Here is a 22,342-nt window from a genome sequence, read left to right as displayed (position 1 = left end):
ATGTTATTACGAGGTTCCGTCAGGTCATTAAAAAATCAAATAATAACTGATGAAAAAGCTCATATATCTTTTAGCAGGTATCGTGTTGTTGTCGTCCTGCAAAAAATACCTGGACCAGGTGCCGGACGACCGGCTAACTATTGAAGAAACCTTCCGTACCTGGGCTACTGCGCAGAAGTTCCTGAACAACGTGTACCTGCGTGTGCCAGATGAGTTCGGGCAACGTAATCCAGGTGATTATAACAACCGCGGGTTATGGACCGGCGGCTGCGATGAGGCGGATTATGTATGGGGATTTGTGCAATCCAATAGTGTAAACATCGGTAGCTGGGATGCAAAATCCGGTTTCGTGGGCGACTACTGGACCAATTTTTATCGCGGCATCCGCGCAGCCAGCGTATTTATAGAGAACGCTGATAAAATAACAGATCTCTCCCCGGATCTTATTACCCAATACAAGGCAGAAGCCCGTGCATTACGCGCCATGTATTATTTTTACCTGATGCGTATATACGGTCCCGTTGTACTGATGGGTGAAAAACCGGTAGAAGTGGATGCCAGTTTGCAGATGCCCCGCAGCTCGTTCGATGAATGCGTGGCCTATGTGATCTCCGAGCTGGAAACAGCAGCAGCCAAACTGCCGGTGGTGCCCAACAACGACCAGGACTATGGCCGCATCAGCAAAGGTATTGCACTGGCTTTCCGTGCCAATACGCTGATGTACAGCGCCAGCCCGTTGTTTAACGGCAACACCGATATGGCCGCCCTGAAAAATACGGATGGCAAACAGCTTATCAGTCAATCGTACGACGCCAATAAATGGAGACTGGCTGCCGACGCCTACAAGTCTTTCCTCGACCAGTTTGTTCCATCTACCTACAGCCTGTTTAAAAAGAATAATGCAAAGGGAGAATTTGATCCTTATCTTTCGTGCAGGGATGTATTCCTGACCGATTGGAACCCGGAAGTGATCTTTGCACGCCCTGCCAATTCACTGAACTCGCGTCAGTATGAAATGACGCCTTTCCATAGCGGCGCGCCATCCAGCGACCTGAGGGGAAGCGGTGGCCTGGGCGCCACCCAGAATATGGTAGACGCCTTTTTTATGAAAAATGGCCGGAGCATCGACGATCCTTTATCACAGTATGTAAAAACAGGATACTCCGATTTTACGGGCCCTAATGAAACTACGCCCAGCAGCATCTATAACCAGTGGGTAAACCGCGAGCCCCGCTTTTATGTGAACATCACTTATGACGGGAGCACCTGGCTGAATAAATCCTACGGGAATATTGTTACCCGGATCTACAATACCGGCAACTCCGGTAAAGCTACCGGTAACAATGATTACAGTCCTACCGGTTATATTGTGCGTAAAGCGCAGGGCCTCGGTAAATGGGATGTAGGCGGTCGTACCCTGATGCTGATCCGCCTGGCGGAGATCTATCTGAGCTATGCGGAATGCATTAACGAAGCTGATCCTGCCAGTCCTGAAGCATTAAAATATGTGAACCTGATCAGGGAAAGGGCAGGTATCCCGCAATACGGCTCAGCGGAGCTGCCAGCCCCGGTGGGGCAAGCGGCCATCCGCGAAGCGATCCGCAAGGAACGCCGCGTGGAACTGGCTTTTGAAAATAACCGTTTCTTTGATGTGCGCCGCTGGAAAATAGCAGAACAAACAGAGAACGGTCCCATTTATGGCCTGAACATCGGCGCTGATATGCCCGGTTTCCTGCAGGTGGTGCCTTTTGAAACCCGTGTATTTGAAAGAAAGCATTACCTGTTCCCGTTGCCGGCAGATGATGTGGATAATGATAAACAGCTGGTACAGAATCCTGGCTGGTAAGTATAAACCTGAACCACCGGAAGTTGCCATGGCGGCTTCCGGTGCCAACCCGATCATATGAACAAGATAACCTGTTTACTTTTTGCCGCGCTACTGCTGCACAGCAACTGTTCCAAAAGCAGTACAAAGGGAGATCCGCCCGGACCAGTTACCAAACCCGCCGTATCCTTTACCACGCAGGATGCAGCCACGGCCTACGCCAGCTTCAACCAGTACTTCTACAGTACGGCCGATAAGCTTTATTACAGTAATACGGAGAAGAAAGGCATAGGCGCCATATGGACCCAGGCTATTTACTGGGACATGGCCATGAATGTATACAAACGCACAAAAGATCCGGCTGATCTGCAACGCATCAATGATATCTACCAGGGCGCTTATAACCGCTACGATAAATATAACTGGAACAATACAAAGGAATGGTTCATCTACGATGATATCATGTGGTGGGTAATTTCACTCGCACGTGCCCATCAACTCACCGGCAACAAAACCTGGCTGGATCTTTCTATCTCCGGCTTTAAAAGGGTATGGGATGGTTCCTTCGATCCGGAAAAAGGCGGCATGTTCTGGGACTTTAACCACAGCGGTAAAAACGCATGTATCAACTTCCCCACGGTAATTGCCGCCATGACGCTTTATAAGATCACCGGCGAAGCCGCTTATCTCCAGAAAGCAAAAGATGTATACAACTGGGGCGTGAATAACCTTTATGATCCCAATACCGGCAGGGTGGCCGATAATAATGTGAATGGCCACAAAGGCTGGTCTGATTACACTTATAACCAGGGCACGTTTATCGGTGCTGCTGTGATGTTGTACAGGGAAACAGGCACCACTGCTTATCTTGATCAGGCAAATCTGGCGGCTGTTTATACACAGAAAACCATGAGCGATGTAAATGGTATCCTGCCTGCGGAGGGCGACTGGAATGAGCAGGGCGTACTGAAAGCCATTTTTGGTCAGTATATAATGACGCTCATTAACGATGCCGGGCAAACACAGTTCCTGCCCTGGATCCAGAAAAATATCAATGCCGCCTGGGGCAACCGCGATGTTACCCGCGGGTTAACCTACCGTAATTATAAAGTGCCTTGTGTAACCGGCACACTGCAATCCTATGAGGCCAGCAGCGCGGTATACATGATGCAGATCTGCCCGCCGGCAAATTAGTTACACCACATCGTTTTCATGAGGTAAAACGCTATTTTTGCGGTTTAATCAATATACCTCATGAGAACGATGTTGTTTTTCACGCTCACCTGTTTGTTAACTTGTTTTGCAGCCCCTCTTCCTGCACAGGACCAGGACCAGGAATTTATCTTTAATACCTGGTCGCTAGCGAAAGATGACAGCCGTTATATTTTTGCAGATACTGCCCTGGTGCGCGTTAGCCCGGATACCAAACAAGCACCCGCTGATACCCTGCTGGCAGGAGATGATATTACCGCTGTGAATATCCTGCCTGGTAAAATGCTTACCCTTAAAGGTCTTACCCTTCCCTGGGTACAGATAAAGTATAGTAAAAACGGGGTGGAAAAAGAAGGATATATATGGGAAGGACTGATCTCTTTTACACCTATGCGCCGGGGCGATATGAAGTTTATATTCGCCTATGATCGCCGTATGGATACTTTGATCGATCAGCAGAAACAATCGCAGTATATCGTGAAGCTGAAAGCTGTTCAGGCAGGTAAGATACTCGCTGTTACCTCGTTCCGCATTTTCGATGATGAATCTGCCGGTTTTGCCTATGCTAAGGTAATGGGTGGTATTGGCTTGTCGAATGTGCAGCATATCGTATCTCTTGGCTTTGGCGGGGCCGCCTGCGGTGTTCCCACCAACTATTATTATTTCGCCTGGATGAAAGACGGGCGTCTTGCAGCATTGCCTGGCAGAATGGACGTAGGCGACGCAGGGGTATATTACCATGAAGAGTCTTTTATTTTTCCCGGGGAGAAAGATGGACAGCCGGATATCATTGTGCTGAAAATACATGAGGAAGAAGAAACAGATAAGGTAGATAAGAATGGCGAACCGGTGATGGCGGTAAAAGAAACATCTGCAAAATACAGCTGGGATGGGGTGAATGCAACCTTCAGAAAAATAGGAAAATAAAGACGCGTGGATCTATCCTTTCTAATGGCCGTTCATCTATAATTTTTTTACAGCACTATTTATTTGAAATAGTTTTGCTGTTCTAAAAGATGCCCGTCATTACTTCCATGTCCGTTTATAATCAGCCACATTCGCCGTACCTATCGCTAATCTTATCATGGAAAAATATCTTTACGATACCCTGCCGGTATCAAAATTACCGGTAATGAAACGGATGCTGGAAACAATCACCATCCCGCTGGCCAAACTGGAAGTGTCAAAAATAGACTCGCTGAATAATACCACCGGTGCGCTCACCACTGACCAGATACTGAAGCAGTATTTTCATTAAACAGCTATCTTCTTTGTATCTTACATAGATGTTAGCTGTTATCTTAAAATGGGTGTTGAAAACAATAGGGGTGCTGCTGCTGCTTTATGCAGCTGTTTGTATCCTTGTTTACTTTATCCAGGAGCGTTTGCTTTTTTTTCCTGAAAGATTACCGGCAGATTATGTGTTTCATTTCCCGGAGCCCTTTGAAGAGCGTACTATCCCCGTGGGAGATGGCGAGGAGTTGAATGCATTGCTGTTTAAATCCGGCGGTAACAAAGGCCTTGTCTTTTACCTGCATGGCAATGCAGGATCCCTCCGGTCCTGGGGAGAAGTAGCCGGCGCGTATACGCAGCTGGGTTACGATGTGTTGATTTTTGATTATCGCGGATATGGAAAAAGTACCGGGAAGATCCATAGCGAGCAACAGTTTTATGCCGATGCACAAACTGTTTATGACAGCGCCAGAACATCTTACCCTGAAAATAAAATTATTATCCTGGGATATTCTGTTGGTACCGGTACGGCAGCAAGGCTTGCCGCCGACAACCATCCCCGGCAGCTTATCCTGCAGGCGCCCTATTTCAGCATGAAGGATATGGCCAGGTATTATTACCCTGTATTGCCTTCCTTCCTGCTGAAATATACTTTTCCTACCTACCGGAACATACAGCGTACTACCGTACCCGTTACTATATTTCATGGTAACATTGACGAGGTGATTTACTACGGCTCTTCCGAAAAGCTGAAAGCGTATTTTAAGCCGGGAGATACGTTAATTACACTGAAAAGGCAGGGGCATAATGGTATGACGGATAACCCGGAATACCGGGAGCAGCTGAAACGGATGCTGGAATAATTATGCCCCGATCACCTTCACTCCCTTCTTCCTGCAAAACTTCAGCTCCGCCGGGTCTGCATCTGTAATAATAGCATTCACCAGGTCCAGGTCCGCAAAATTAAAGTAAGAAGTTCTTCCTATTTTCCCCGCATCACACAAGAGATAGGTATAACCGCTTTGCGTAGCCAGGGCGGTGGCAATAGCCGCTTCTTTTTCACTGTGCGCAAACAGGCCCTGTGCTGAAATACCATCTACACCGATAAACGCCTTGCCTGCCTTGTACCGCCGGATATGTTCCAAGGCCATGGTACCGTGTATTGCCTGCCTCGCTTCATCGTATTCACCACCAATAATGTTGAGGGATACGGCGGAATGCTGCAACTCAAATATCACCGGCAGGGAATTGGTGATCACTTTGATTTTTTTGTTCCTGATAAACTGGCACAAACGGAAAACAGTGCTGCCACAATCCATAAAAATGATATCGCCGTCGTTGATCTGGGCCGCCGCTTTCCGGCAGATCTTATCTTTCGCTGCCTGGTTGGCCGCCGCCTTGTTCACAAATTCGTAGGGCTGTTCGGGACTGCTGGCGGGGATAGCACCGCCGTGGGTGCGGTACAACAGCCCGTCGTCCGACAACTGGTTCAGATCCCGCCGGATAGTGATTTCCGAAATGCCTAATACCTGGGCCAGTTCACCGGTGGCTACTTCACCTTTTGACGCCAGCAGGGCCAGTATTTTTTGCTTCCTGAGTTGGAAATTCATTTTAAATAATTAACTTGATCAAAAATAATCAAAAACGATCAAAAACGATCATTTAATATGAAGACGATAAATATTCTTGAAACAGCCATCCTGTCTGATAACTGGTACACGCTGAAGAAAATCACCTATGAAATGGCAGACAGCAACGGCATCGCGGTGAGGCAGGTGCGTGAGGCATACGACCGTGGCAACGGGGCTACTATCCTGCTGTATAATAGGGAACAGGGCACCGTGGTGTTAACGCGGCAGTTTCGCCTGCCTACTTATATTAATGGCAATGAAACGGGTATGCTGATAGAATGTTGTGCAGGTTTGCTGGATGAAGATAATGCAGAAGAATGTATCAGGCGGGAAACCATGGAGGAAACCGGTTACCAGGTAACTGCCGTGGAAAAAGTGTTTGAAGCGTATATGTCGCCCGGCTCTGTTACAGAGATCCTGTATTTCTTTGTGGCGGCATATTCCAGGGAGCAGAAAATACATGATGGCGGCGGACTGGAAGCCGAACAGGAAAATATCGAAGTGCTGGAACTGCCATTCACACGGGCATTGGAAATGATCCGTACCGGGGAGATAAAAGACGGAAAAACAATTATGTTACTCCAGTATGCGGCGCTTCATCATTTGTGCGGTTAAACCGGATTTATTTCAGTTATCCGCCAGTGCTGTTTTGTGCATGCTTTTTCCAATCAGGGCCTGTTTCTCTTTACCCCATTGATCCATTGCTTTGATCAGCGGAAGGGTGCTGCTGGAATTAACCACCGGTACGCCGCAGGATGCAAGAACTGCGGAAACCTGGGTACAGGCACTGGGTGCGCATTACCTGGATGGCGCGTTGCTGGCCACACCACGGCAGATAGGAAAACCGGATACCCCTATCTTTTTATCCGGCGATATAGCTGCCTATGAAAAGGGAGAAGCTATACTGAAAGTATTGGGTGGCCATCTTATGTATATGGGTGCTGCTGCAGGCGCCGCGGCAGCATGGGACCTCGCCATTCTTTCCAGCCTGTTTGGCCTGATCACCGGTTTCCTGCAGGGGGCCAGGATCTTCGAATCCGAAAAGCTGGATGTAAATGCGCTCGGTGATATGATCAATAACATTGCACCGGTACTCGGGGAAATGGTGCGGCATGAGGGCGCGGTGATCAGCACTGGTAATTTCGGGCTTCCTGAAAGCAGCCTGAAAACCTGCGCGGTATCTCTTGCCTTAATGGTGAAACAGGCTGCCGAGTCGGGTATCACCGGAGAGGTGCCGGGCTTTATCCTTCAGCTGATGAACAGGGGTATTAAAGCCGGCTACGGGGAAGAGCAGCTGGGTGCATTGATAAAAGTAATGCGTTGAATGAAAAGGTTAGTGTTTAGTCCGCCGGGGGCTAAACACTAATTATCCGTATCTTTATAAACACATAATTTGTTACTGCATGAATATGGAAAGCTATCTTCCCTCGGTAATTCTTTCTCCTTATATCAGTGCTTTCCTGGTCATTGAAAGCAAAGATGGTATGGAGAACCGCGTGATGCCGGATACCGCTGTGATGATGTCTTTCAGGTTTGGCGGTAAAGTGGCGGCAGGGGAGCCCGGTGAAGAAACCGGTTTGCCCGCAACCGCACTCACCGGGTTGAGAAGAACTTCCCGCTTATTGCATTATGCGCCCGGCACGGGGAACGTGCTGGTGAAATTTAGGGAAGGAGGCGCCCCCGCTTTTTTTAAAACACCCCTCCACGAATTCTTTGGTACCCATGAATCACTGGATCAACTGGTGCAACGCCATAAAATTGCAGAAGTGGAGGAAAAGCTGCATGAAGCGAAAAACAACCTGCAACGTGTCGCCATAGTGGAGCAATTTCTTATTACAGCAATTAGCAGCCGGCAACCGGATCTGCTGATCAGCAACGCTGTACAGCAGATTAAAACTGCCGCTGGCAGTGTAAAGATCAAATCGCTGGCTGCCAGCCTGTATATCAGCCAGGATGCCTTTGAAAAACGTTTCAGGCGCAGTGTTGGCGCTACCCCTAAACAGTTCTCCGCTATTGTAAGGCTACGTCACCTGCTCGATCATTTCCCGGAAACGGAAAGTCTTACAGAGGCCGCCTATGAGGCAGGCTATTACGACCAGGCCCATTTTATCAAAGACTTCCGCGCTTTCACTGGTCAAACGCCACAGGCCTTTCTCCGGCAGGCTGCATGGTGGTGATGACTCCCCCGGTATCTATCCCAGTTATTCATCTCCCCAAAAAATCACCTGTCTCAAAAAATATTTTAAAATAAGCAATTGCTCACTTATCTTTGTGCCGCATGAGGTACAGAGACGAAAATAAAATACAGGCCATCCGTGAATCGGCTATCGAAATGGTGGCTAACGATGGACTGGAGAATTTTGGAATCAACCGGCTGGCAAAAGCAGCAGGGGTGTCTCCGGCAACTATTTATATTTATTATAAGGATAAGGAAGATCTGCTGACCAGTATCAGCATAGAAGAAGCTTTAAAGATGACAAGGGCCACCCTCAAAGGTTTTGACCCTGAAATGGGTTTTAAGGAAGGGTTGTGGGTACAATGGAAGAACAGGGCGGCATTTGCGCTGGATAACCACCAATCGGCCAATTTCTTTGAACAGCTGCGCAATTCTGCCTATAAAGATAAAATGCTGGAAACGATCACTCTGGAGTTTCGCCAGGCAATGGGCAGCTACGTGCATAATGCAGTGAAACGCGGGGAGATCAACGAAATGCCGCTGGAAGTATACTGGTCCGTTGCTTTTGCGCCTTTGTATTCACTGATCAAATTTCATAACGAAGGACAAAGCCTTGATGGCCGCAAGTTTAAATTCTCAGAGAAAGTCATGAAACAAACATTCGACTGTGTAATAAAAGGATTAATGAAATAGTTTTTTTTTTGATTCATTTAGTAAATGAACGCTCGCTCACAAAATATCTGGTTATGCAACACGTTCTTATTTTCAAAACAAATATTGCCACCCCGGAAGCCCGTTCCAAAATAGCGCCGGTACTGGACCAGCAACCCTTTATTGACCAATGGACGGTAGACATGGAAGATGTGGACTGCGTGCTCCGGGTAGTAGCCGCTGAGCCGGTGCCGGACCGCATCATCGCATTAATCAACGCCAGCGCGTACGAATGTGCAGAGCTGGAAGACTAACAAACACATAAGCTCAAATCTCCCTGAAATGAAACAAACATCACCCGCATTTTCCGGTCACCAGAAAATGATAGTTGCCCTGTTGGCGCTCACACAATTTACCGTGATCCTCGATTTCATGGTGATGTCGCCGCTGGGCGATATGCTAATGAAATCAATGAGCATAAAGCCCAACCAGTTTGGACTGATCGTATCCGCATATGCCTTCAGCGCCGGTATTTCCGGGCTGCTTACCGCCGGCTTCGCGGATCGGTTCGACCGGAAGAAATTACTGGTATTTTTTTACACCGGCTTTATTGCGGGCACGCTTTGCTGCGGATTTGCCAATACTTATTACACCATGATCGCGGCCCGTATCATTACCGGCTTGTTCGGCGGTGTAATGGGATCTATTTCACTTGCTATCATCACCGATCTTTTTGATATCTCGCAACGCGGGCGTGTAATGGGTTTTGTGCAGATGGCATTCGGCGCCAGCCAGGTGCTGGGTATCCCTATCGGGTTATACCTCGCCAACGCCTGGGGATGGGAAGCCCCCTTTTTCCTGGTAGCAGGCATTGCCGGGGTGGTGATGCTGCTGATCATTCTGCGGATGCAACCGGTTATTGCACACCTGGCGGTGCAGCACGACAGGAGCGCTTTCACACACCTGTGGCATACCGTAAAGAACGGCGATTACCGGGTAGGTTTTACTACCACCGCGCTGATGTCGATAGGCGGATTTATGATGATGCCCTTTGGCAGCGCATTTGCGGTGAACAACCTGCACGTTACGCAGGAGCAACTGCCTTTGCTGTTCATGGTTACCGGTGTGGGCTCCCTGTTCATTATGCCGGTACTCGGAAAATTAAGTGATAAGAAAGACAGGTTCACCCTCTTCACCATTGCCTCTATATATGCCCTGGTGATCATTATTATTTATACCCATTTATCGCCTCATCCACTCTGGGTCATCATGTGCCTGAACGTGCTGATGATGGCCGGTATCATGGGGCGTATGATCCCGTTCACCGCGTTAACCACCGGTATCCCCGATCTGGCAGACCGTGGCGCCTTTATGAGCGTGAACTCTTCTCTGCAGCAGATCGCCGGCGGAATAGCCGCTGTTATCGGTGGCATGATCGTAACACAGAAGGATAAATTCAGCCCGCTGGAGCACTACGATACACTTGGATGGGTGATTGTGGGGTTAACGCTGCCCTGTATTTACCTGGTGTACCGTGTAAGTATGATTGTAAAAAGAAAACTGGCCAAAGGCGCTGTAACAAATACTACAGGGATGATGGCAGAAGCATAGTAATAAAAAAGAAGCCGGTGCTGCCGGCTTCTTTTTTTATCCGGAAAAAAGTGTCCTTCATCACCACTACAAGGGTTGATTCCGACAAACTTTTATCTTAGATTTGAACTATGAAGCAAATATCCATTCTCGTTCCCAAAGGCGCTGTGGCGCTCAGCAGTATTGAAGGACCTTTTGTATGTTTCACCAAGGCCAACGACTTCCTGGAAAGCGTTGGAAAAGATCCACTGTTTAATGTACAACTGGTGGGGCTTTCCAAAGAAGCACAGGAATACGACCGCTTTTTTAAAGTAACGCCGGATGTGCTGATCTCGGAAAAGCATAAAGCCGACCTGATCATCATTCCTGCCGTGAACGGGGAAAGAGAAACGGTAATTGAACAGAATAAAGATTTCTTCCCCTGGATTGTAAAGCAGCACCGGGAGGGATCGGAAGTGGCCAGTCTTTGCGTAGGCGCCTTTTTACTGGCGTCCACAGGTTTGCTCAAAGGAAAGCGTTGTTCCACCCACTGGCTGGCCGCCAATGAGTTCAGGAATATGTTTCCCGATATAGAACTGGTATCTGAAAAGATCATTACAGATGAAAATGGTATTTATTCCAGCGGTGGCGCTAATTCCTTCTGGAACCTGCTTATCTACCTGATAGAAAAATATACCGACCGAGATATGGCGATCCTGGCGTCCAAATATTTTGAAATTGAGATAGACCGTACCAACCAGGCCACCTTTACCATCTTTAAAGGTCAGCGTGAGCACCAGGACGAATCGGTAAAACAGGCGCAGGAATTTATTGAACAGAACTGGCAGGAAAAGATCACAGTGGAACAGCTGTCATCAATGTTTGCGGTAGGCCGCAGAAGCCTGGAAAGAAGATTTAAAAAAGCAACCAGCAACACGGTATCGGAATATATTCAAAGAGTAAAAGTAGAAGTGGCAAAGAAAAGCTTTGAAAGCAGCCGTAAAAACATCAATGAAATTATGTGGGAAGTAGGATATTCGGATACAAAAGCATTTAGAACAATCTTCAAGAAAACTACCGGGTTATCGCCGCTCGAATACAGGAACAAATACAATAAAGGAGCAGTCGCTAAATAGTTCCTTATTTTTCTGTGCCTGTGGAGCTGGAAAACAGCCTATGCCATCGCCCCTCCAGCACCCCTTTCAACATTGTGCACAGTTCCTGGAAAGTACTGGGCTTTGTCAGGAATAATTTGGCGCCAAGTCGCATAGCATCTTCCATATCCTCCTTCATATCAGAAGTGCTCAGTATTATAATATTGGTAAGCTGATGCTGCAGGATCTTTTTCAATTCTATCAGGCATTCCCTTCCATTCATCAATGGCATATTGAAATCAAGGAAGATGTAATCAGGTGCTGTGATCTTTTTTTCCTGGAACATAGCTAACGCCTGTATTCCACTATCACATAAATGAGTTTCAATGACCGGAGAAATATTATTGATGGCTTCCTGGAAAAAACTTCGGTCATCCGCATCGTCATCAATAATCATTACTTGTTGTGGTCTTGTCATGGCTAAAATTTTAAGCATTTAGGTCTTCACACTCGTTTGATTCTTTGGCGGGAAATATGAAGGTAAAGAAAAATGTGGCGGTATTCAAATTAAAAATTTCATAATACATATTCTTGTGCCCGCTATCCCATGGCGCAAATATTGATAACAGTAGAGGTATTACCCTGAAAACATCACCTCATGAAAAAGTACTTGTTGTCACTTGCATTATTGTCCTACGCTTATTGGCTGCCCGCGCAGGACAGTAGCCATTTGCCACCGCCGCATGCCACGAAATCATATGCGAACTACAGCCAGGTGCGCGGATGGCAACCGGGTGAAACTCCCGCTGCACCTGCAGGCTTTCATGTTTCACTGTATGCAGACGGTTTTCAGAACCCCCGGTGGATGTATGTCCTTCCAAACGGCGATGTGCTGGTAGCGGAGTCTAACAGCAACTATCCGTTTTTTATAAAGATAGGCGCTGCTATTATTGGCGCCAGCAAATCCAAAAGCATGAAAAACAGCGCAGACCGTATCACCCTACTCCGCGATGCCGATCATGATGGTATACCAGAGCTGCGTACTGTTTTCCTCAGTGGTCTTGACCAGCCTTTCGGGATGCTGCTGACAGGCAACTATTTTTATGTGGCCAATACCAACGCATTACTTCGTTATCCCTACAAAACAGGCGATACTGTTATTACGGCATCACCGGAGAAAATTGCCGACCTGCCTGCCGGCAAAATAAACCAGCACTGGACCCGCAACATCATTGCCAATAAAGACCAGTCCAAAATTTACATCGCTATAGGTTCAGGCACCGATCATGCGGAAAAAGGCATCGGGAATGAGCAATCAAGGGCCGCCATCGTGGAAATAAATCCTGATGGCTCGGGCCGCCGCATTTATGCTTCCGGGCTGAGAAACCCCGTGGGCATGGCTTGGGCGCCCGGTACTTCCACATTGTGGGTAGCAGTGAACGAAAGGGATAAGCTGGGCAACGACCTGGTGCCAGATTATCTGACCCATGTAAAGGAGGGCGGCTTTTACGGCTGGCCCTGGACTTACTACGGCCAGCATAAGGATACACGGGTGGAAGATCCCGCCCCGCCGGAAGTAAACAATACCATTGTGCCTGATGTGCAGCTGGGCGCTCATACGGCTTCCCTGGGCCTGGCATTTTATACGGGAGATAAATTCCCGGAAAAATACCGCAATGGCGCATTCATTGCCCAGCATGGTTCCTGGAACCGCAAGCCGATATCAGGTTACAAAGTATTGTTTGTACCCCTTACCAATGGAAAACCCTCCGGTAAACCGGAAGATTTTCTCACCGGCTTTATAAAAGATTCTACCACTGCAGATGTAAAGGGACGCCCGGTAGGATTACTGGTACTGAAGAACGGTACCTTGCTGGTAACCGACGATAAAACCAACCGCATCTGGAAAGTGGCATATGGTCAATAATGAAATGTTTAACTTGCATGGCATGAAAATATTCCAGCAGGCATTACAACTGCAACAAAGAAGAAGAGGGTTTCATATAATCACCACAGAGATCATCCAGGCTTTTCCGCAACTCTCGGAAATAAAAACCGGTATGCTGCAGGTATTTATTCAGCATACCTCTGCATCGCTTGCGCTGAATGAAAATGCAGATCCCACTGTGCGGAAGGATTTTGAAATGTATTTCAATAAAACAGTCCCGGAAAATGACCCGGAATACCTCCATGATGACGAAGGCCCCGATGATATGCCGGCGCACCTGAAAGCCGCCCTGCTGGGAAGCTCCGTGATGATCCCCATCCGTAACGGCCGGCTTGCAGTGGGTACCTGGCAGGGAGTTTACCTTTGTGAGCACCGCAATCACGGCGGCCCGCGGAACCTGCTGCTTACGGCCTGGGGAGAGTAATACTCAACTCAGGGCATCATGGAAAATAATACCCAGCGTATGCCGGTTCCCGTTGTGCACCGGGCTTACGCCATGCTTCATGTTTACCCGGTAATATCCCCTGCTGCCTTTTACCGGCCGGAAGTTGGTAGTGAATATCAGCATATCGCCCCGTTGGGGTTGCAGTACATTGGCCTTTGACTGCGCCCGCGGAATTTGTTCGGTTAATACAAACTCACCGCCGTTGTAATCTTCGCCCGGCTGGTTCAGGAACACCACCAGTTGCATGGGGAAATAAATATCGCCGTAAAGGTCCTGGTGCAATGTATTAAAACCGTCTTCCCCGTATTTAAGAATAAGGATAGTAGGTTTCGTTTGCCCGCTGGCGTGGCAATATTCCTTTAACGCGGTATGTGTATCCGGGTACCGCTGTGTTATATTCAGTACTTCCATCCATTTGTTGGCTACCGGTGCAATGAAAGGGTATACCGTTTCACGGATGACTGTAATCAGCTCTGGCAGCGGATACCGGAAGTATTTATATTCCCCTTTCCCGAAGCGGTAACGTTCCATTACTATTGTTTTCCGATAGGTGTCATCTGCCTGGTAAGCGCTGATCAGCGTATCACATTCCTCTTTAGTGAGCATCCCTTTCAGCAACGTATAGCCATGGTCGTTGAGGCTTGCTGCTGCCTGCTGCCAGTTGTGCTGTAGCAGCCGTTTCTTAATATCATTCATCTGGTAATATTTTATGGAGATATAAAAGTAACTGCAGGAGCCTGCACAGAAAACCCGGTTCTTGCGGTGTTTATGGCAGGGAAATAATGGTACTATTCCATAGAATCGTGGTATTTTTAAAAGATAATGGCAATGCCTGTGAAGCAGCGCCTGAATTAAATAGTAACGTTGCAGGTATCAAAATGACTAATGAAATGTTGAAGCTGGCCATCATCTACGGGTAATAATATTACACCGGTTATCCGCAAAATAGCTTACCCGGTGGAGGAAACAATTGAAGGTATCCGCAACAGCCCGGTACCGGATTTTTATGCCCGTTTTTTAGCAGGTAACCAAAGCGCTTAGTACATATCTTTATCTGTAAATTAACGGATATGGAAACCGCTCACCGGGATTGCCACACCTGGTGGAAAGCAGTACAGCAGAGCAGCTGCAAAAATGCGGCAGGTGGATCGGATCAGGGCTACCTGGCGGTTGAAACCTGTGGATTAACATCTGTCATTATCACCAGCTCTTTTAATATGGTGTACAGTTGTTCAATATTTACCGGTTTGCTTAAGAAACCATTTGCCCCCGAAGCGGTCACTTCTTCTTTCACTTCGCTGTAACTGTTACCGGATACCAGGATGAACGGGATATGCCGCAGGTTCCGGTCGGCCCGGAACTGTAACAGCATTTCCACGCCGCTGGTATATGGCATGATCATATCCATCAGTATTGCATCCGGCTGGTGCAGCCGGGCTTTGGCAAGTCCCTGGGGGCCAGAGTCGGCCAGTATTGCTTCTATGCCCATGCGTTTGAGCGCCAGCGAAAATGCAAGATGGTTGAGCGGATCATCGTCTACCACCAATACTTTTAGTCCTTTTAATAAAGAGAAGTCCAGGATATGATGGGCAGAAGGTGGGGCCGCGGTAATTTCCACCGGCATCCGGAGAGTGAAGATGCTGCCCCCATCCGGGTTATCGGTGGCTGCAAGGTCGCCTCCCATTATACGGGCCATATGCCGGGCAATGGGCAGCCCAAGCCCGCTTGATTCGGTATGTTGCCCCGGTTCTGTAACATAAGGATCAAAAATATGTTCCTTCCGGTCCGCAGGAATACCCATACCCTGGTCCATAACAGAAACCACCAGCAGGCCGTTTTTCATACCGGCCTTTACTGTAATGATGGAGCGGAAGGCCGTAAATTTGATGGCGTTGCTGAGGAGGTTAACGATGATGGTGCGCAGCTTGGATTTGTCGGCCAGGATATACTCAGGCAGGTTATCATGCAAGACGATATTTATATGTACGGATCTTCTTTTGGCGAGATATTCGTAGGTGTCACATAAATGCAGCACCCAATCGCTGAAATGGAACGGAGACTTTACGATCTCGTCTTTGCCGGCTTCAATTTTTGACCAACCCAGTGCATTGCTCACCACCAGCTGCATATCCTGGCAGGCAAAATGAATTGCTTCCATGTGCGCAATACCTACCTGGACGGTTTTCTCCCCATGGTCCGCCGTTTCAATATAATTTTGGAGGATACTGTTCACCACATTGAGGGGCGACCTGATCTCATGTGTGGTTTCACGTACATAAATACGCATTGCCTGGTTGGTTTTGTCGAGCTGGTATACCAGCTTTTTCAACTGCCTGTTCTGATACCTGCTTTCTTTTGCATAATAGTACAGTGCTGCCCCGTTCAGGAAAGTAGCTGAAGCGATCACCAGCCAGTGTAAATATAGTTCGGTTTCCTTATTAATTGGAAGTGATGCCAATACGGGGTAGCGGTAGTTGATGACAATAAGTATCATGGCAACCAGGCTGGCGGCAAGTATCAATACCTGCGACCAGGTTTTTTCAAATACCAGGAATACGCAGAAAGCGAGGAAAGGCGCAAAGAGGTAGACCTGGGAAGCTGGTCCCAGCAGTATCCCAAAGAACCAGATGGATATGCTGTGTAAAAAGAACATGAACCGTTTCCCATATACCGGTTTGCTATATTTTGTGATCAGCAGGATAGAAAGGAAGAGGGCACTTTCCAGCAGGGCAGGGAATAAAATGATCTTGTGGCCGGTCATATAATATAACAGGCAGCCCAGCCCAAATGCCAGCAGGCTGGCACTTTTGGCCATTGAATTAACAATCTTTTTCATCCGTTCCTTTGTATCATCTGCTTCCGCATTACTGTCGTTCATCCTGGTTGGGGTAAAATTGTTTTTCATAAAGTCCAGGTTTTTCGTGTTAAAAGGATTGCAGGTTTTGTTGCCTGACGCATTCAAGGTAGAAGAATGCAGATTATCAAGTGTAAATTCTTTGTAAACAACATACTTATTTCAGGAGAAGTTTAAAGTTACCGTGTGAAGATGTGAACAATTAACGCACATTTTTTTACCAGTTATAAACACTACTTTCATATTTAAATTATAGCGTACATGAATTTCCGTTCACTGCGGCTGCTGATCTGGTTGTTTATTATGCCCCTGGCGGGGAAAGGCGCTATTGTTATCGATGGTCAGCTGAAGGAAAATCCGCACAGTTTTGTTACCCTGTATGGTTTCGCCGATTATATCAGTAATGCGCCGGTAGAAATTATGCAGGTACATACAAATGGCGCAGGCAGTTTCCGGGCAACAATAGCGGATTCCTGTGGCTCCCTGCTGAAGCTCATGGTTGCGAACAGGTCGTTCTCCTTTTTTGTACTGCCCGGCGGCGCCTATACCATTTGTGACAGCGCCGGTATATTTACCATAACGGACAATGCCGGTGCGCCGGTTAACCGGCTGCTGCATAACATGGAACAGGACCTCGCGCAAAACTGGTATCCGCTGTTTGCCGATACCAGCGGCCTTTTCCGGTTAACGCTGCCGGCGGATGCTGTTTTTAGCCGCTTCCGCAATATTGTATCAAAATATACCGCAGATACCTCGGGTGCCGCCTACCCGCTATTGCGCTATGACGCAGCTATATACTATCTCCTGTTCATACATCAACTGCCGGATACTACCGGTTTGATGGATCAATTTGAGAATGTTTATTTCAATTCGCCATCTGTAGCAGTAAAAAATCCATTTTACATGCAGCTGCTTGGCAATTATATGCAGATAAGAATGATCTTGCTTGCACATCAGCGGTATAAAGGAAACGGGGCTGATCTACTGGACAAGGTAACGCACGAAGCAGCTTACTTTACGTCCCCGCAGCTGAAAGAGCTGGCATGGGTGGCCGGTTGTGAACAGGCTTACCGAATAAACCGTGAACCGGAAAAGAAAGATGAGTTATCTTGCCGCATCCGTGCCACTATGCCAGATCATCTTGCCAGTGGGCCTGCCAGAGAAATGTTGTTTCATGTTATTGCAGAAAATACCCGGGCCCGTATCGGGAATAAATTTCCCATGCTGCCATTAAAAAATGAAAAGAATGAAACTATAACACTTGCAGATATAACATCAGAATTGATACTGGTTGATTTTTGGGCCACCTGGTGCTGGGGCTGCATAGAAGGAATGAAACAATTTCCTGACTGGATCAGTAAATGTAAAGGACAGCTAACCATTGTAGCTATCTCCGTTGACGATAACCTGCAAAAAATGAAAGCATTCCCCGGTAAACCCGCAGAGGTGCCGGGAGTACTCATGCTATACAACGGCCGTACCGGCGGCTATCTTGATAAATTACAGATCACCGGTTATCCCACCTATATCCTTCTCAATAAAAACCGGGAGATAGTCGCCATGCCCGGTTATACCTCTTCTGTTGCAGATCAGCTGCAGACCGCACTGAGCGCATCACCCAACAAATAACATCTACCAAATAACATCTCCCAAAAAACAAAGAACAAAAACAAAGAACAAATCAAAATCAAAAAAACAAAACCAAAATAAAAGTAAATGAAATCAAAAAAATCAAAAGTGATCAAATCAAACAAATCATCATAATCATCATAATCCTGAGTCAGACAAACTCCACGCAATGCGGAAAATTTAACCGACTGAAAAATTCCCGATATCGAAAACCCTTTGAATAATATAGACTTACTTTTGCAACAGATCAGATACCTATAGTATTCTGTATGCTGAATACCCGGTAACTATGCTACGGGATTCGCTTTTTCACGCGCATACAAATGGAAAGAAAATAAGGACACAAGGCCTATTCCGCGGGGACGCCCTGCGGGATACGGGATGCCTTTGCCTGTACATAGTTTCAATAAAGCTGTTTTAAAAATGTATATCAGAAAACTTTTGCTGACCAGCATCCTATTATCCCTTGCTGTTTTTGCCTTCGCTCAGCCGGCGAATAATGCGGTGATCAGCGGTTATTTAAAAGATGCATCCGGTTCCCCTATACCCGGCGCCTCTGTGAAACTGCATCATACAAGTGCCAATGCTATTTCCACCACGGATGGATTCTTCAGCATCCGGAATGTACGTCCCGGGAAACATGTTGTTACTGTTTCTGCGGTAGGCTTTAAAACAAAAGAGCAATCCTTTGAAGTAAAGGCCGGGGAGGAAAAACTGCTGCACATCACCATTGAACAATCTATCAGTGAAATCAACACCGTATCGGTAATCGGGCGCTCTGCCAGCCAGGAAGTAAACAGGCAGGCTTACAATGTAACCGCCATCGATGCTAAGAAACTCTATAACGCTACGCTCGATTTGTCGCATGCACTGGACCGCGTTTCCGGTATCCGTGTGCGGGAAGACGGCGGCCTTGGCTCCCGTATGAACTTTTCACTCAACGGCTTCACCGGTCGCCAGGTGAAATTTTTCCTTGATGGTGTGCCCATGGATAACTTCGGCTCTTCTTTCCAGCTGAATAATGTTCCCATTAACCTCGCGGAAAGAGTGGAAGTATATAAAGGCGTAGTGCCTATCTGGCTCGGCTCCGATGCTTTGGGCGGCGCTATCAATATTGTAACCAGCAACAACCAGCATAGCTACCTCGATGCATCCTATTCATTTGGTTCCTTTAATACGCACCGGTCTACACTGAATGCAGGATATACCGCCAAATCAGGTTTTACAGTACAGGTGAACGCATTCCAGAACTATTCTGATAACAACTACCGGGTACGGGTAAACGTAGCAGATCTTAAAACCGGTGAGTACTATCCACATCAATGGGTAAGAAGATTTCATGATACCTATCATAATGAAACCATCATAGCAAATGTAGTTGTGGTGGGGAAAAAATATGCTGATAAACTGCTCTTCGGAATTACCCTGGGGCAGAACTACGCGGAAATACAAACCGGCGCCAGGATGGTGAGCGTATTCGGAAACTGGCACCGCCGGGGTGATATCGTTATGCCAAGTGTGAAGTACCAGGTGAAAGACCTGTTCGTAAAAGGATTGAACTTCAGCTTAACGGGTAACTACAACTTTGGCCATGAGCAGAATATTGATACTGTGAACCGGCGTTACAACTGGTTTCAGCAATATGAACCAAACAATGGCGCAGAAAGGGAGCGCTCCATGTATAAATTCAGTAACAACAACGGAATCAGTACCGCTAACCTCAGCTATAAAATAAATGATCATCATTCCTTTGTATTGAATGATGTATATAACACCTTCAACCGTAAGGGAAAAGATGAGCTGTTCCCTGTAGATGAAAAATACGACCAGCCAAAGAAAGTAAGCAAAAATATCCTTGGCCTCGGGTATAAATTCGACTACAGCGATAAATGGAATACTTCCGTTTTTGTAAAGAACTACGCACAGCGGAACCGCTTCTCCCAAAGCTACAATCCCAGTGGTAACTGGGGTGATGTAGCTTACAGGGCCCTGGAAACAACGTTCAATAAACTGGGCTATGGGATAGCGACCACCTACTTTATTATACCGGCACTCCAACTGAAAACCTCTTACGAGAAAAGCTACCGCCTGCCGGAAACAGAAGAGCTTTTCGGAGATATGATCAACCTGGAAGGTAACACGGACCTGAAACCGGAAACCAGCAACAACTTCAACTTCGGGGTAAACTACCAGGCGCATATCCGGGAAGATCACCGCTTCAGCTTTGACGCCAACTTCCTGTACCGTGATGCTAAAGACTTTATCCGCCCCATGCTGAATCCTAACCAGACCAAGCAAACAAATGGTAACCTCGCCGCTGTAACCAATATGGGTGTGGACGGAGAAGTGAGATACTCTTTCAGGCAACTGTTTACCGCCGGTGTAAACCTTACCTACCAGAACCTGCGCAATAATACAGCATTTGAAGACGGACAAAAGAACAGGAGCCCGCTGTACCGCGACCGTATTCCTAACATGCCATACCTTTTTGGTAACGCAGATGCTTCCCTCTTCTTTAAAAATGTATTCAGGAAAGGAAATAATCTTACCCTGGGCTACAACTTCCTGTACGTGCATGCGTACTATCTCTCCTGGCCCGGACAGGCAGAAGAGAAGCTGGAAATTCCAAGACAGTTCTGCCAGGATGTAAACCTAGTGTACAGCCTGTCTAACGGCAGGTACAATGTATCGGTGGAATGTAAGAACCTGGTTGATAACCGGCTGTACGACAACTTTACTTTACAGAAACCAGGCCGCGCGTTTTATGCCAAGCTGAGATATTTTATCAGCAAATAATCATCAATCATTCAACTTTTCAATACATCGTGATGAGAAAAATCAGTAAGCTTTTATTCCTCGTATGCAGCATGGCACTGCTGGGAATATCGTGCGATAAGGAGGATATGCCGGATGAAACTTTTACAGAAGGGGAATTCCAGGGACTTTCGAAATATGTAATAACGGTAACGCCTATAGGAACAACCGGTATTGCGGATATTCTTCTTACGGCAGACAGGCTGGACCAGGGCACTATCAGCACCGCGGGTAATGGTAAAGAGCAGGATGGTTCTTACCGTTATTATATAACGCATAAAGGAAGATTTCTCAGTCTCCTTTACGGCCAGGGAAATCCCGGTGCAGTGACCACTTACCGGTTCAGTCCCGCTGGCAAACTGGTGAAATCTTCCGAATTCCAGACAGAAACCGTACAGGTATTCACCAGGGTAAATGATGAGCTGCTGCTGATCAAAGTGCCCAGGAGCGGCGCCAATGAAACGGCCGGTATGTATCGTATTGATGCGTTGAAATCAAGGATAGCCGGCCGCGATAGCATCAACATTGTGAAGCTGGCGGCCAACGGGGAAAGGGCTCACTTCACCTGGGCTACGCAGGTAGGCAACAAAGTGTTTGCCCCTTACATGAGTATCAAAGGCTGCTGCAATGATGCGTTTGGCACCGCGTACCCGGACAGTACCTGGGTCGCTGTATTTTCTTATCCTGAACTGGACCTGGAAAAAGTGATCCGCGATAACCGCACCAGTTACCTGGGCAACTATTTCAGCAACGGTTTATCAGTATCGGAAAACGGCGATGCCTATGGCTTCTCTTCTGCCGCTGCCACCAACTCGGGAGTAGTAACTACCACCAGGCCGTCTGCCATTGTGAAAATTCCAAACGGCACAACGGAGTTCGATAAAAGCTATTTCTTTAATGTACAGGAAGCTTCCGGTGGTCACCATATTTCCACACATACTTACCTGGGAGATAATGTGTTCCTGTTAATGATGTACGAAACCCCCGGTGCAGTGAAAGGGAACCTGAAAATGGCACTGGCTAATGTAAACACAAAAACCTTTACCTGGATAACAGGCGGTCCGGCGGAGATTACATCCACCTCCGCTGCATATAATAATAACACGCTTTCTGAAGATGGTAAAACAGGTTTTATAGGCCTGAATACCACTACGGGAAGCTGGATATATAAAATTGACATAGCAACAGCTAAGGCTTCATTGGGACTTACAGTGGAAGGCGGAAAGATTACGGCTATCACCAAAGTAGAATATTGATATCA

22 protein-coding genes are annotated in these 22,342 nt (G+C 47.2%); 18 read left to right on the top strand and 4 right to left on the bottom strand.

Features of this window, described 5'->3' with window-relative positions; all coding sequences use genetic code 11:
• Positions 1-49: 49 nt before the first annotated feature.
• From FN124_RS00830 to FN124_RS00815, 5 genes are all read left to right on the top strand, one after another.
• On the top strand, positions 50-1,846 hold the full coding sequence (locus tag FN124_RS00830; protein WP_142682903.1) for a RagB/SusD family nutrient uptake outer membrane protein: 1,797 nt from the start codon (positions 50-52) through the stop codon (positions 1,844-1,846).
• A 57-nt stretch (positions 1,847-1,903) separates the two neighbouring features.
• Positions 1,904-3,019 (top strand): glycoside hydrolase family 76 protein, encoded by a 1,116-nt coding sequence (locus tag FN124_RS00825; protein ID WP_142682902.1) that lies wholly within the window; start codon positions 1,904-1,906, stop codon positions 3,017-3,019.
• 60 nt (positions 3,020-3,079) lie between these two features.
• On the top strand, positions 3,080-3,964 hold the full coding sequence (locus FN124_RS00820) for a hypothetical protein (protein ID WP_142682901.1): 885 nt from the start codon (positions 3,080-3,082) through the stop codon (positions 3,962-3,964).
• A 157-nt stretch (positions 3,965-4,121) separates the two neighbouring features.
• Complete coding sequence (locus tag FN124_RS30800) at positions 4,122-4,295, top strand: hypothetical protein (protein WP_185937043.1); 174 nt, start codon at positions 4,122-4,124, stop codon at positions 4,293-4,295.
• 28 nt (positions 4,296-4,323) lie between these two features.
• Entirely contained in the window at positions 4,324-5,133 is an 810-nt protein-coding gene (locus FN124_RS00815) for an alpha/beta hydrolase (protein WP_142682900.1), read from the top strand.
• Here the strand turns inward: FN124_RS00815 and FN124_RS00810 are convergent, their stop codons facing one another.
• Positions 5,134-5,880 (bottom strand): DeoR/GlpR family DNA-binding transcription regulator, encoded by a 747-nt coding sequence (locus FN124_RS00810; protein WP_142682899.1) that lies wholly within the window; start codon positions 5,878-5,880, stop codon positions 5,134-5,136.
• Positions 5,881-5,937: 57 nt separating this feature from the next.
• On the opposite strand from FN124_RS00810, the gene nudK reads away from it, so the two are divergent.
• The 7 genes from nudK (at position 5,938) to FN124_RS00775 (ending at position 11,433) form a co-directional block, all read left to right on the top strand.
• The gene (gene nudK / locus FN124_RS00805; RefSeq protein WP_142682898.1) at positions 5,938-6,516 is read left to right on the top strand and encodes a GDP-mannose pyrophosphatase NudK; all 579 of its coding nucleotides are present in this window, start codon (positions 5,938-5,940) and stop codon (positions 6,514-6,516) included.
• A 91-nt stretch (positions 6,517-6,607) separates the two neighbouring features.
• Positions 6,608-7,225, top strand: coding sequence for an imine reductase family protein (locus tag FN124_RS00800; protein WP_142682897.1), 618 nt, complete (start codon positions 6,608-6,610; stop codon positions 7,223-7,225).
• Between the two features lie 79 nt (positions 7,226-7,304).
• The gene (locus FN124_RS00795; protein WP_260607289.1) at positions 7,305-8,078 is read left to right on the top strand and encodes a helix-turn-helix domain-containing protein; all 774 of its coding nucleotides are present in this window, start codon (positions 7,305-7,307) and stop codon (positions 8,076-8,078) included.
• 101 nt (positions 8,079-8,179) lie between these two features.
• Positions 8,180-8,770, top strand: a complete 591-nt coding sequence (locus tag FN124_RS00790) for a TetR/AcrR family transcriptional regulator (RefSeq protein WP_142682896.1) — start codon at positions 8,180-8,182, stop codon at positions 8,768-8,770.
• 53 nt (positions 8,771-8,823) lie between these two features.
• Positions 8,824-9,042, top strand: a complete 219-nt coding sequence (locus FN124_RS00785) for a hypothetical protein (protein WP_142682895.1) — start codon at positions 8,824-8,826, stop codon at positions 9,040-9,042.
• A 28-nt stretch (positions 9,043-9,070) separates the two neighbouring features.
• Positions 9,071-10,339, top strand: a complete 1,269-nt coding sequence (locus tag FN124_RS00780) for an MFS transporter (RefSeq protein WP_142682894.1) — start codon at positions 9,071-9,073, stop codon at positions 10,337-10,339.
• Between the two features lie 110 nt (positions 10,340-10,449).
• Positions 10,450-11,433: a GlxA family transcriptional regulator gene (locus tag FN124_RS00775; protein WP_142682893.1), complete on the top strand. Its 984-nt coding sequence runs from the start codon at positions 10,450-10,452 to the stop codon at positions 11,431-11,433.
• A 4-nt stretch (positions 11,434-11,437) separates the two neighbouring features.
• Here FN124_RS00775 and FN124_RS00770 read toward each other — a convergent pair whose 3' ends face one another.
• Positions 11,438-11,869, bottom strand: a complete 432-nt coding sequence (locus FN124_RS00770; RefSeq protein WP_185937042.1) for a response regulator — start codon at positions 11,867-11,869, stop codon at positions 11,438-11,440.
• Positions 11,870-12,049: 180 nt separating this feature from the next.
• Between FN124_RS00770 and FN124_RS00765 the strand changes: the two genes are divergently transcribed.
• Both FN124_RS00765 and FN124_RS00760 read left to right on the top strand, forming a co-directional pair.
• The gene (locus tag FN124_RS00765; protein WP_142682891.1) at positions 12,050-13,318 is read left to right on the top strand and encodes a PQQ-dependent sugar dehydrogenase; all 1,269 of its coding nucleotides are present in this window, start codon (positions 12,050-12,052) and stop codon (positions 13,316-13,318) included.
• 22 nt (positions 13,319-13,340) lie between these two features.
• Positions 13,341-13,763, top strand: coding sequence for a secondary thiamine-phosphate synthase enzyme YjbQ (locus tag FN124_RS00760; protein ID WP_142682890.1), 423 nt, complete (start codon positions 13,341-13,343; stop codon positions 13,761-13,763).
• A 3-nt stretch (positions 13,764-13,766) separates the two neighbouring features.
• Here the strand turns inward: FN124_RS00760 and FN124_RS00755 are convergent, their stop codons facing one another.
• A complete protein-coding gene (locus FN124_RS00755) occupies positions 13,767-14,480 on the bottom strand; it encodes a 2OG-Fe(II) oxygenase (protein WP_142682889.1) in 714 nt (237 codons plus the stop codon).
• Positions 14,481-14,566: 86 nt separating this feature from the next.
• On the opposite strand from FN124_RS00755, the gene FN124_RS31105 reads away from it, so the two are divergent.
• The gene (locus FN124_RS31105) at positions 14,567-14,704 is read left to right on the top strand and encodes a hypothetical protein (protein WP_221887704.1); all 138 of its coding nucleotides are present in this window, start codon (positions 14,567-14,569) and stop codon (positions 14,702-14,704) included.
• Between the two features lie 239 nt (positions 14,705-14,943).
• On the opposite strand, the gene FN124_RS00750 is transcribed toward FN124_RS31105, so the two are convergent.
• Positions 14,944-16,689, bottom strand: coding sequence for an ATP-binding response regulator (locus FN124_RS00750; RefSeq protein WP_142682888.1), 1,746 nt, complete (start codon positions 16,687-16,689; stop codon positions 14,944-14,946).
• Positions 16,690-16,899: 210 nt separating this feature from the next.
• Here FN124_RS00750 and FN124_RS00745 point away from each other — a divergent pair, with 210 nt between their 5' ends.
• The 3 genes from FN124_RS00745 to FN124_RS00735 all read left to right on the top strand — a co-directional run bounded on the left by FN124_RS00745 (position 16,900) and on the right by FN124_RS00735 (position 22,337).
• Positions 16,900-18,267: a TlpA family protein disulfide reductase gene (locus FN124_RS00745; RefSeq protein WP_142682887.1), complete on the top strand. Its 1,368-nt coding sequence runs from the start codon at positions 16,900-16,902 to the stop codon at positions 18,265-18,267.
• A gap of 423 nt (positions 18,268-18,690) precedes the next feature.
• Entirely contained in the window at positions 18,691-21,063 is a 2,373-nt protein-coding gene (locus FN124_RS00740; protein WP_142682886.1) for a TonB-dependent receptor, read from the top strand.
• Positions 21,064-21,095: 32 nt separating this feature from the next.
• The gene (locus FN124_RS00735; RefSeq protein ID WP_142682885.1) at positions 21,096-22,337 is read left to right on the top strand and encodes a DUF4374 domain-containing protein; all 1,242 of its coding nucleotides are present in this window, start codon (positions 21,096-21,098) and stop codon (positions 22,335-22,337) included.
• Positions 22,338-22,342 lie beyond the last annotated feature (5 nt).

Source organism: Chitinophaga polysaccharea, assembly GCF_902150045.1.
Lineage (GTDB): Bacteria > Bacteroidota > Bacteroidia > Chitinophagales > Chitinophagaceae > Chitinophaga > Chitinophaga polysaccharea_A.
Note: the sequence above shows the minus strand (reverse complement) of the source record. Positions and strands in the feature narration are given on the sequence as shown.

Coding starts and splice junctions, on each gene's coding strand:
- FN124_RS00830 (WP_142682903.1), top strand. CDS start 50: ATGAAAAAGCTCATATATCTTTTAGCAGGTATCGTGTTGTTGTCGTCC.
- FN124_RS00825 (WP_142682902.1), top strand. CDS start 1,904: ATGAACAAGATAACCTGTTTACTTTTTGCCGCGCTACTGCTGCACAGC.
- FN124_RS00820 (WP_142682901.1), top strand. CDS start 3,080: ATGAGAACGATGTTGTTTTTCACGCTCACCTGTTTGTTAACTTGTTTT.
- FN124_RS30800 (WP_185937043.1), top strand. CDS start 4,122: ATGGAAAAATATCTTTACGATACCCTGCCGGTATCAAAATTACCGGTA.
- FN124_RS00815 (WP_142682900.1), top strand. CDS start 4,324: ATGTTAGCTGTTATCTTAAAATGGGTGTTGAAAACAATAGGGGTGCTG.
- FN124_RS00810 (WP_142682899.1), bottom strand. CDS start 5,880: ATGAATTTCCAACTCAGGAAGCAAAAAATACTGGCCCTGCTGGCGTCA.
- nudK (WP_142682898.1), top strand. CDS start 5,938: ATGAAGACGATAAATATTCTTGAAACAGCCATCCTGTCTGATAACTGG.
- FN124_RS00795 (WP_260607289.1), top strand. CDS start 7,305: ATGAATATGGAAAGCTATCTTCCCTCGGTAATTCTTTCTCCTTATATC.
- FN124_RS00790 (WP_142682896.1), top strand. CDS start 8,180: ATGAGGTACAGAGACGAAAATAAAATACAGGCCATCCGTGAATCGGCT.
- FN124_RS00785 (WP_142682895.1), top strand. CDS start 8,824: ATGCAACACGTTCTTATTTTCAAAACAAATATTGCCACCCCGGAAGCC.
- FN124_RS00780 (WP_142682894.1), top strand. CDS start 9,071: ATGAAACAAACATCACCCGCATTTTCCGGTCACCAGAAAATGATAGTT.
- FN124_RS00775 (WP_142682893.1), top strand. CDS start 10,450: ATGAAGCAAATATCCATTCTCGTTCCCAAAGGCGCTGTGGCGCTCAGC.
- FN124_RS00770 (WP_185937042.1), bottom strand. CDS start 11,869: ATGACAAGACCACAACAAGTAATGATTATTGATGACGATGCGGATGAC.
- FN124_RS00765 (WP_142682891.1), top strand. CDS start 12,050: ATGAAAAAGTACTTGTTGTCACTTGCATTATTGTCCTACGCTTATTGG.
- FN124_RS00760 (WP_142682890.1), top strand. CDS start 13,341: ATGAAAATATTCCAGCAGGCATTACAACTGCAACAAAGAAGAAGAGGG.
- FN124_RS00755 (WP_142682889.1), bottom strand. CDS start 14,480: ATGAATGATATTAAGAAACGGCTGCTACAGCACAACTGGCAGCAGGCA.
- FN124_RS31105 (WP_221887704.1), top strand. CDS start 14,567: ATGGTACTATTCCATAGAATCGTGGTATTTTTAAAAGATAATGGCAAT.
- FN124_RS00750 (WP_142682888.1), bottom strand. CDS start 16,689: ATGAAAAACAATTTTACCCCAACCAGGATGAACGACAGTAATGCGGAA.
- FN124_RS00745 (WP_142682887.1), top strand. CDS start 16,900: ATGAATTTCCGTTCACTGCGGCTGCTGATCTGGTTGTTTATTATGCCC.
- FN124_RS00740 (WP_142682886.1), top strand. CDS start 18,691: ATGTATATCAGAAAACTTTTGCTGACCAGCATCCTATTATCCCTTGCT.
- FN124_RS00735 (WP_142682885.1), top strand. CDS start 21,096: ATGAGAAAAATCAGTAAGCTTTTATTCCTCGTATGCAGCATGGCACTG.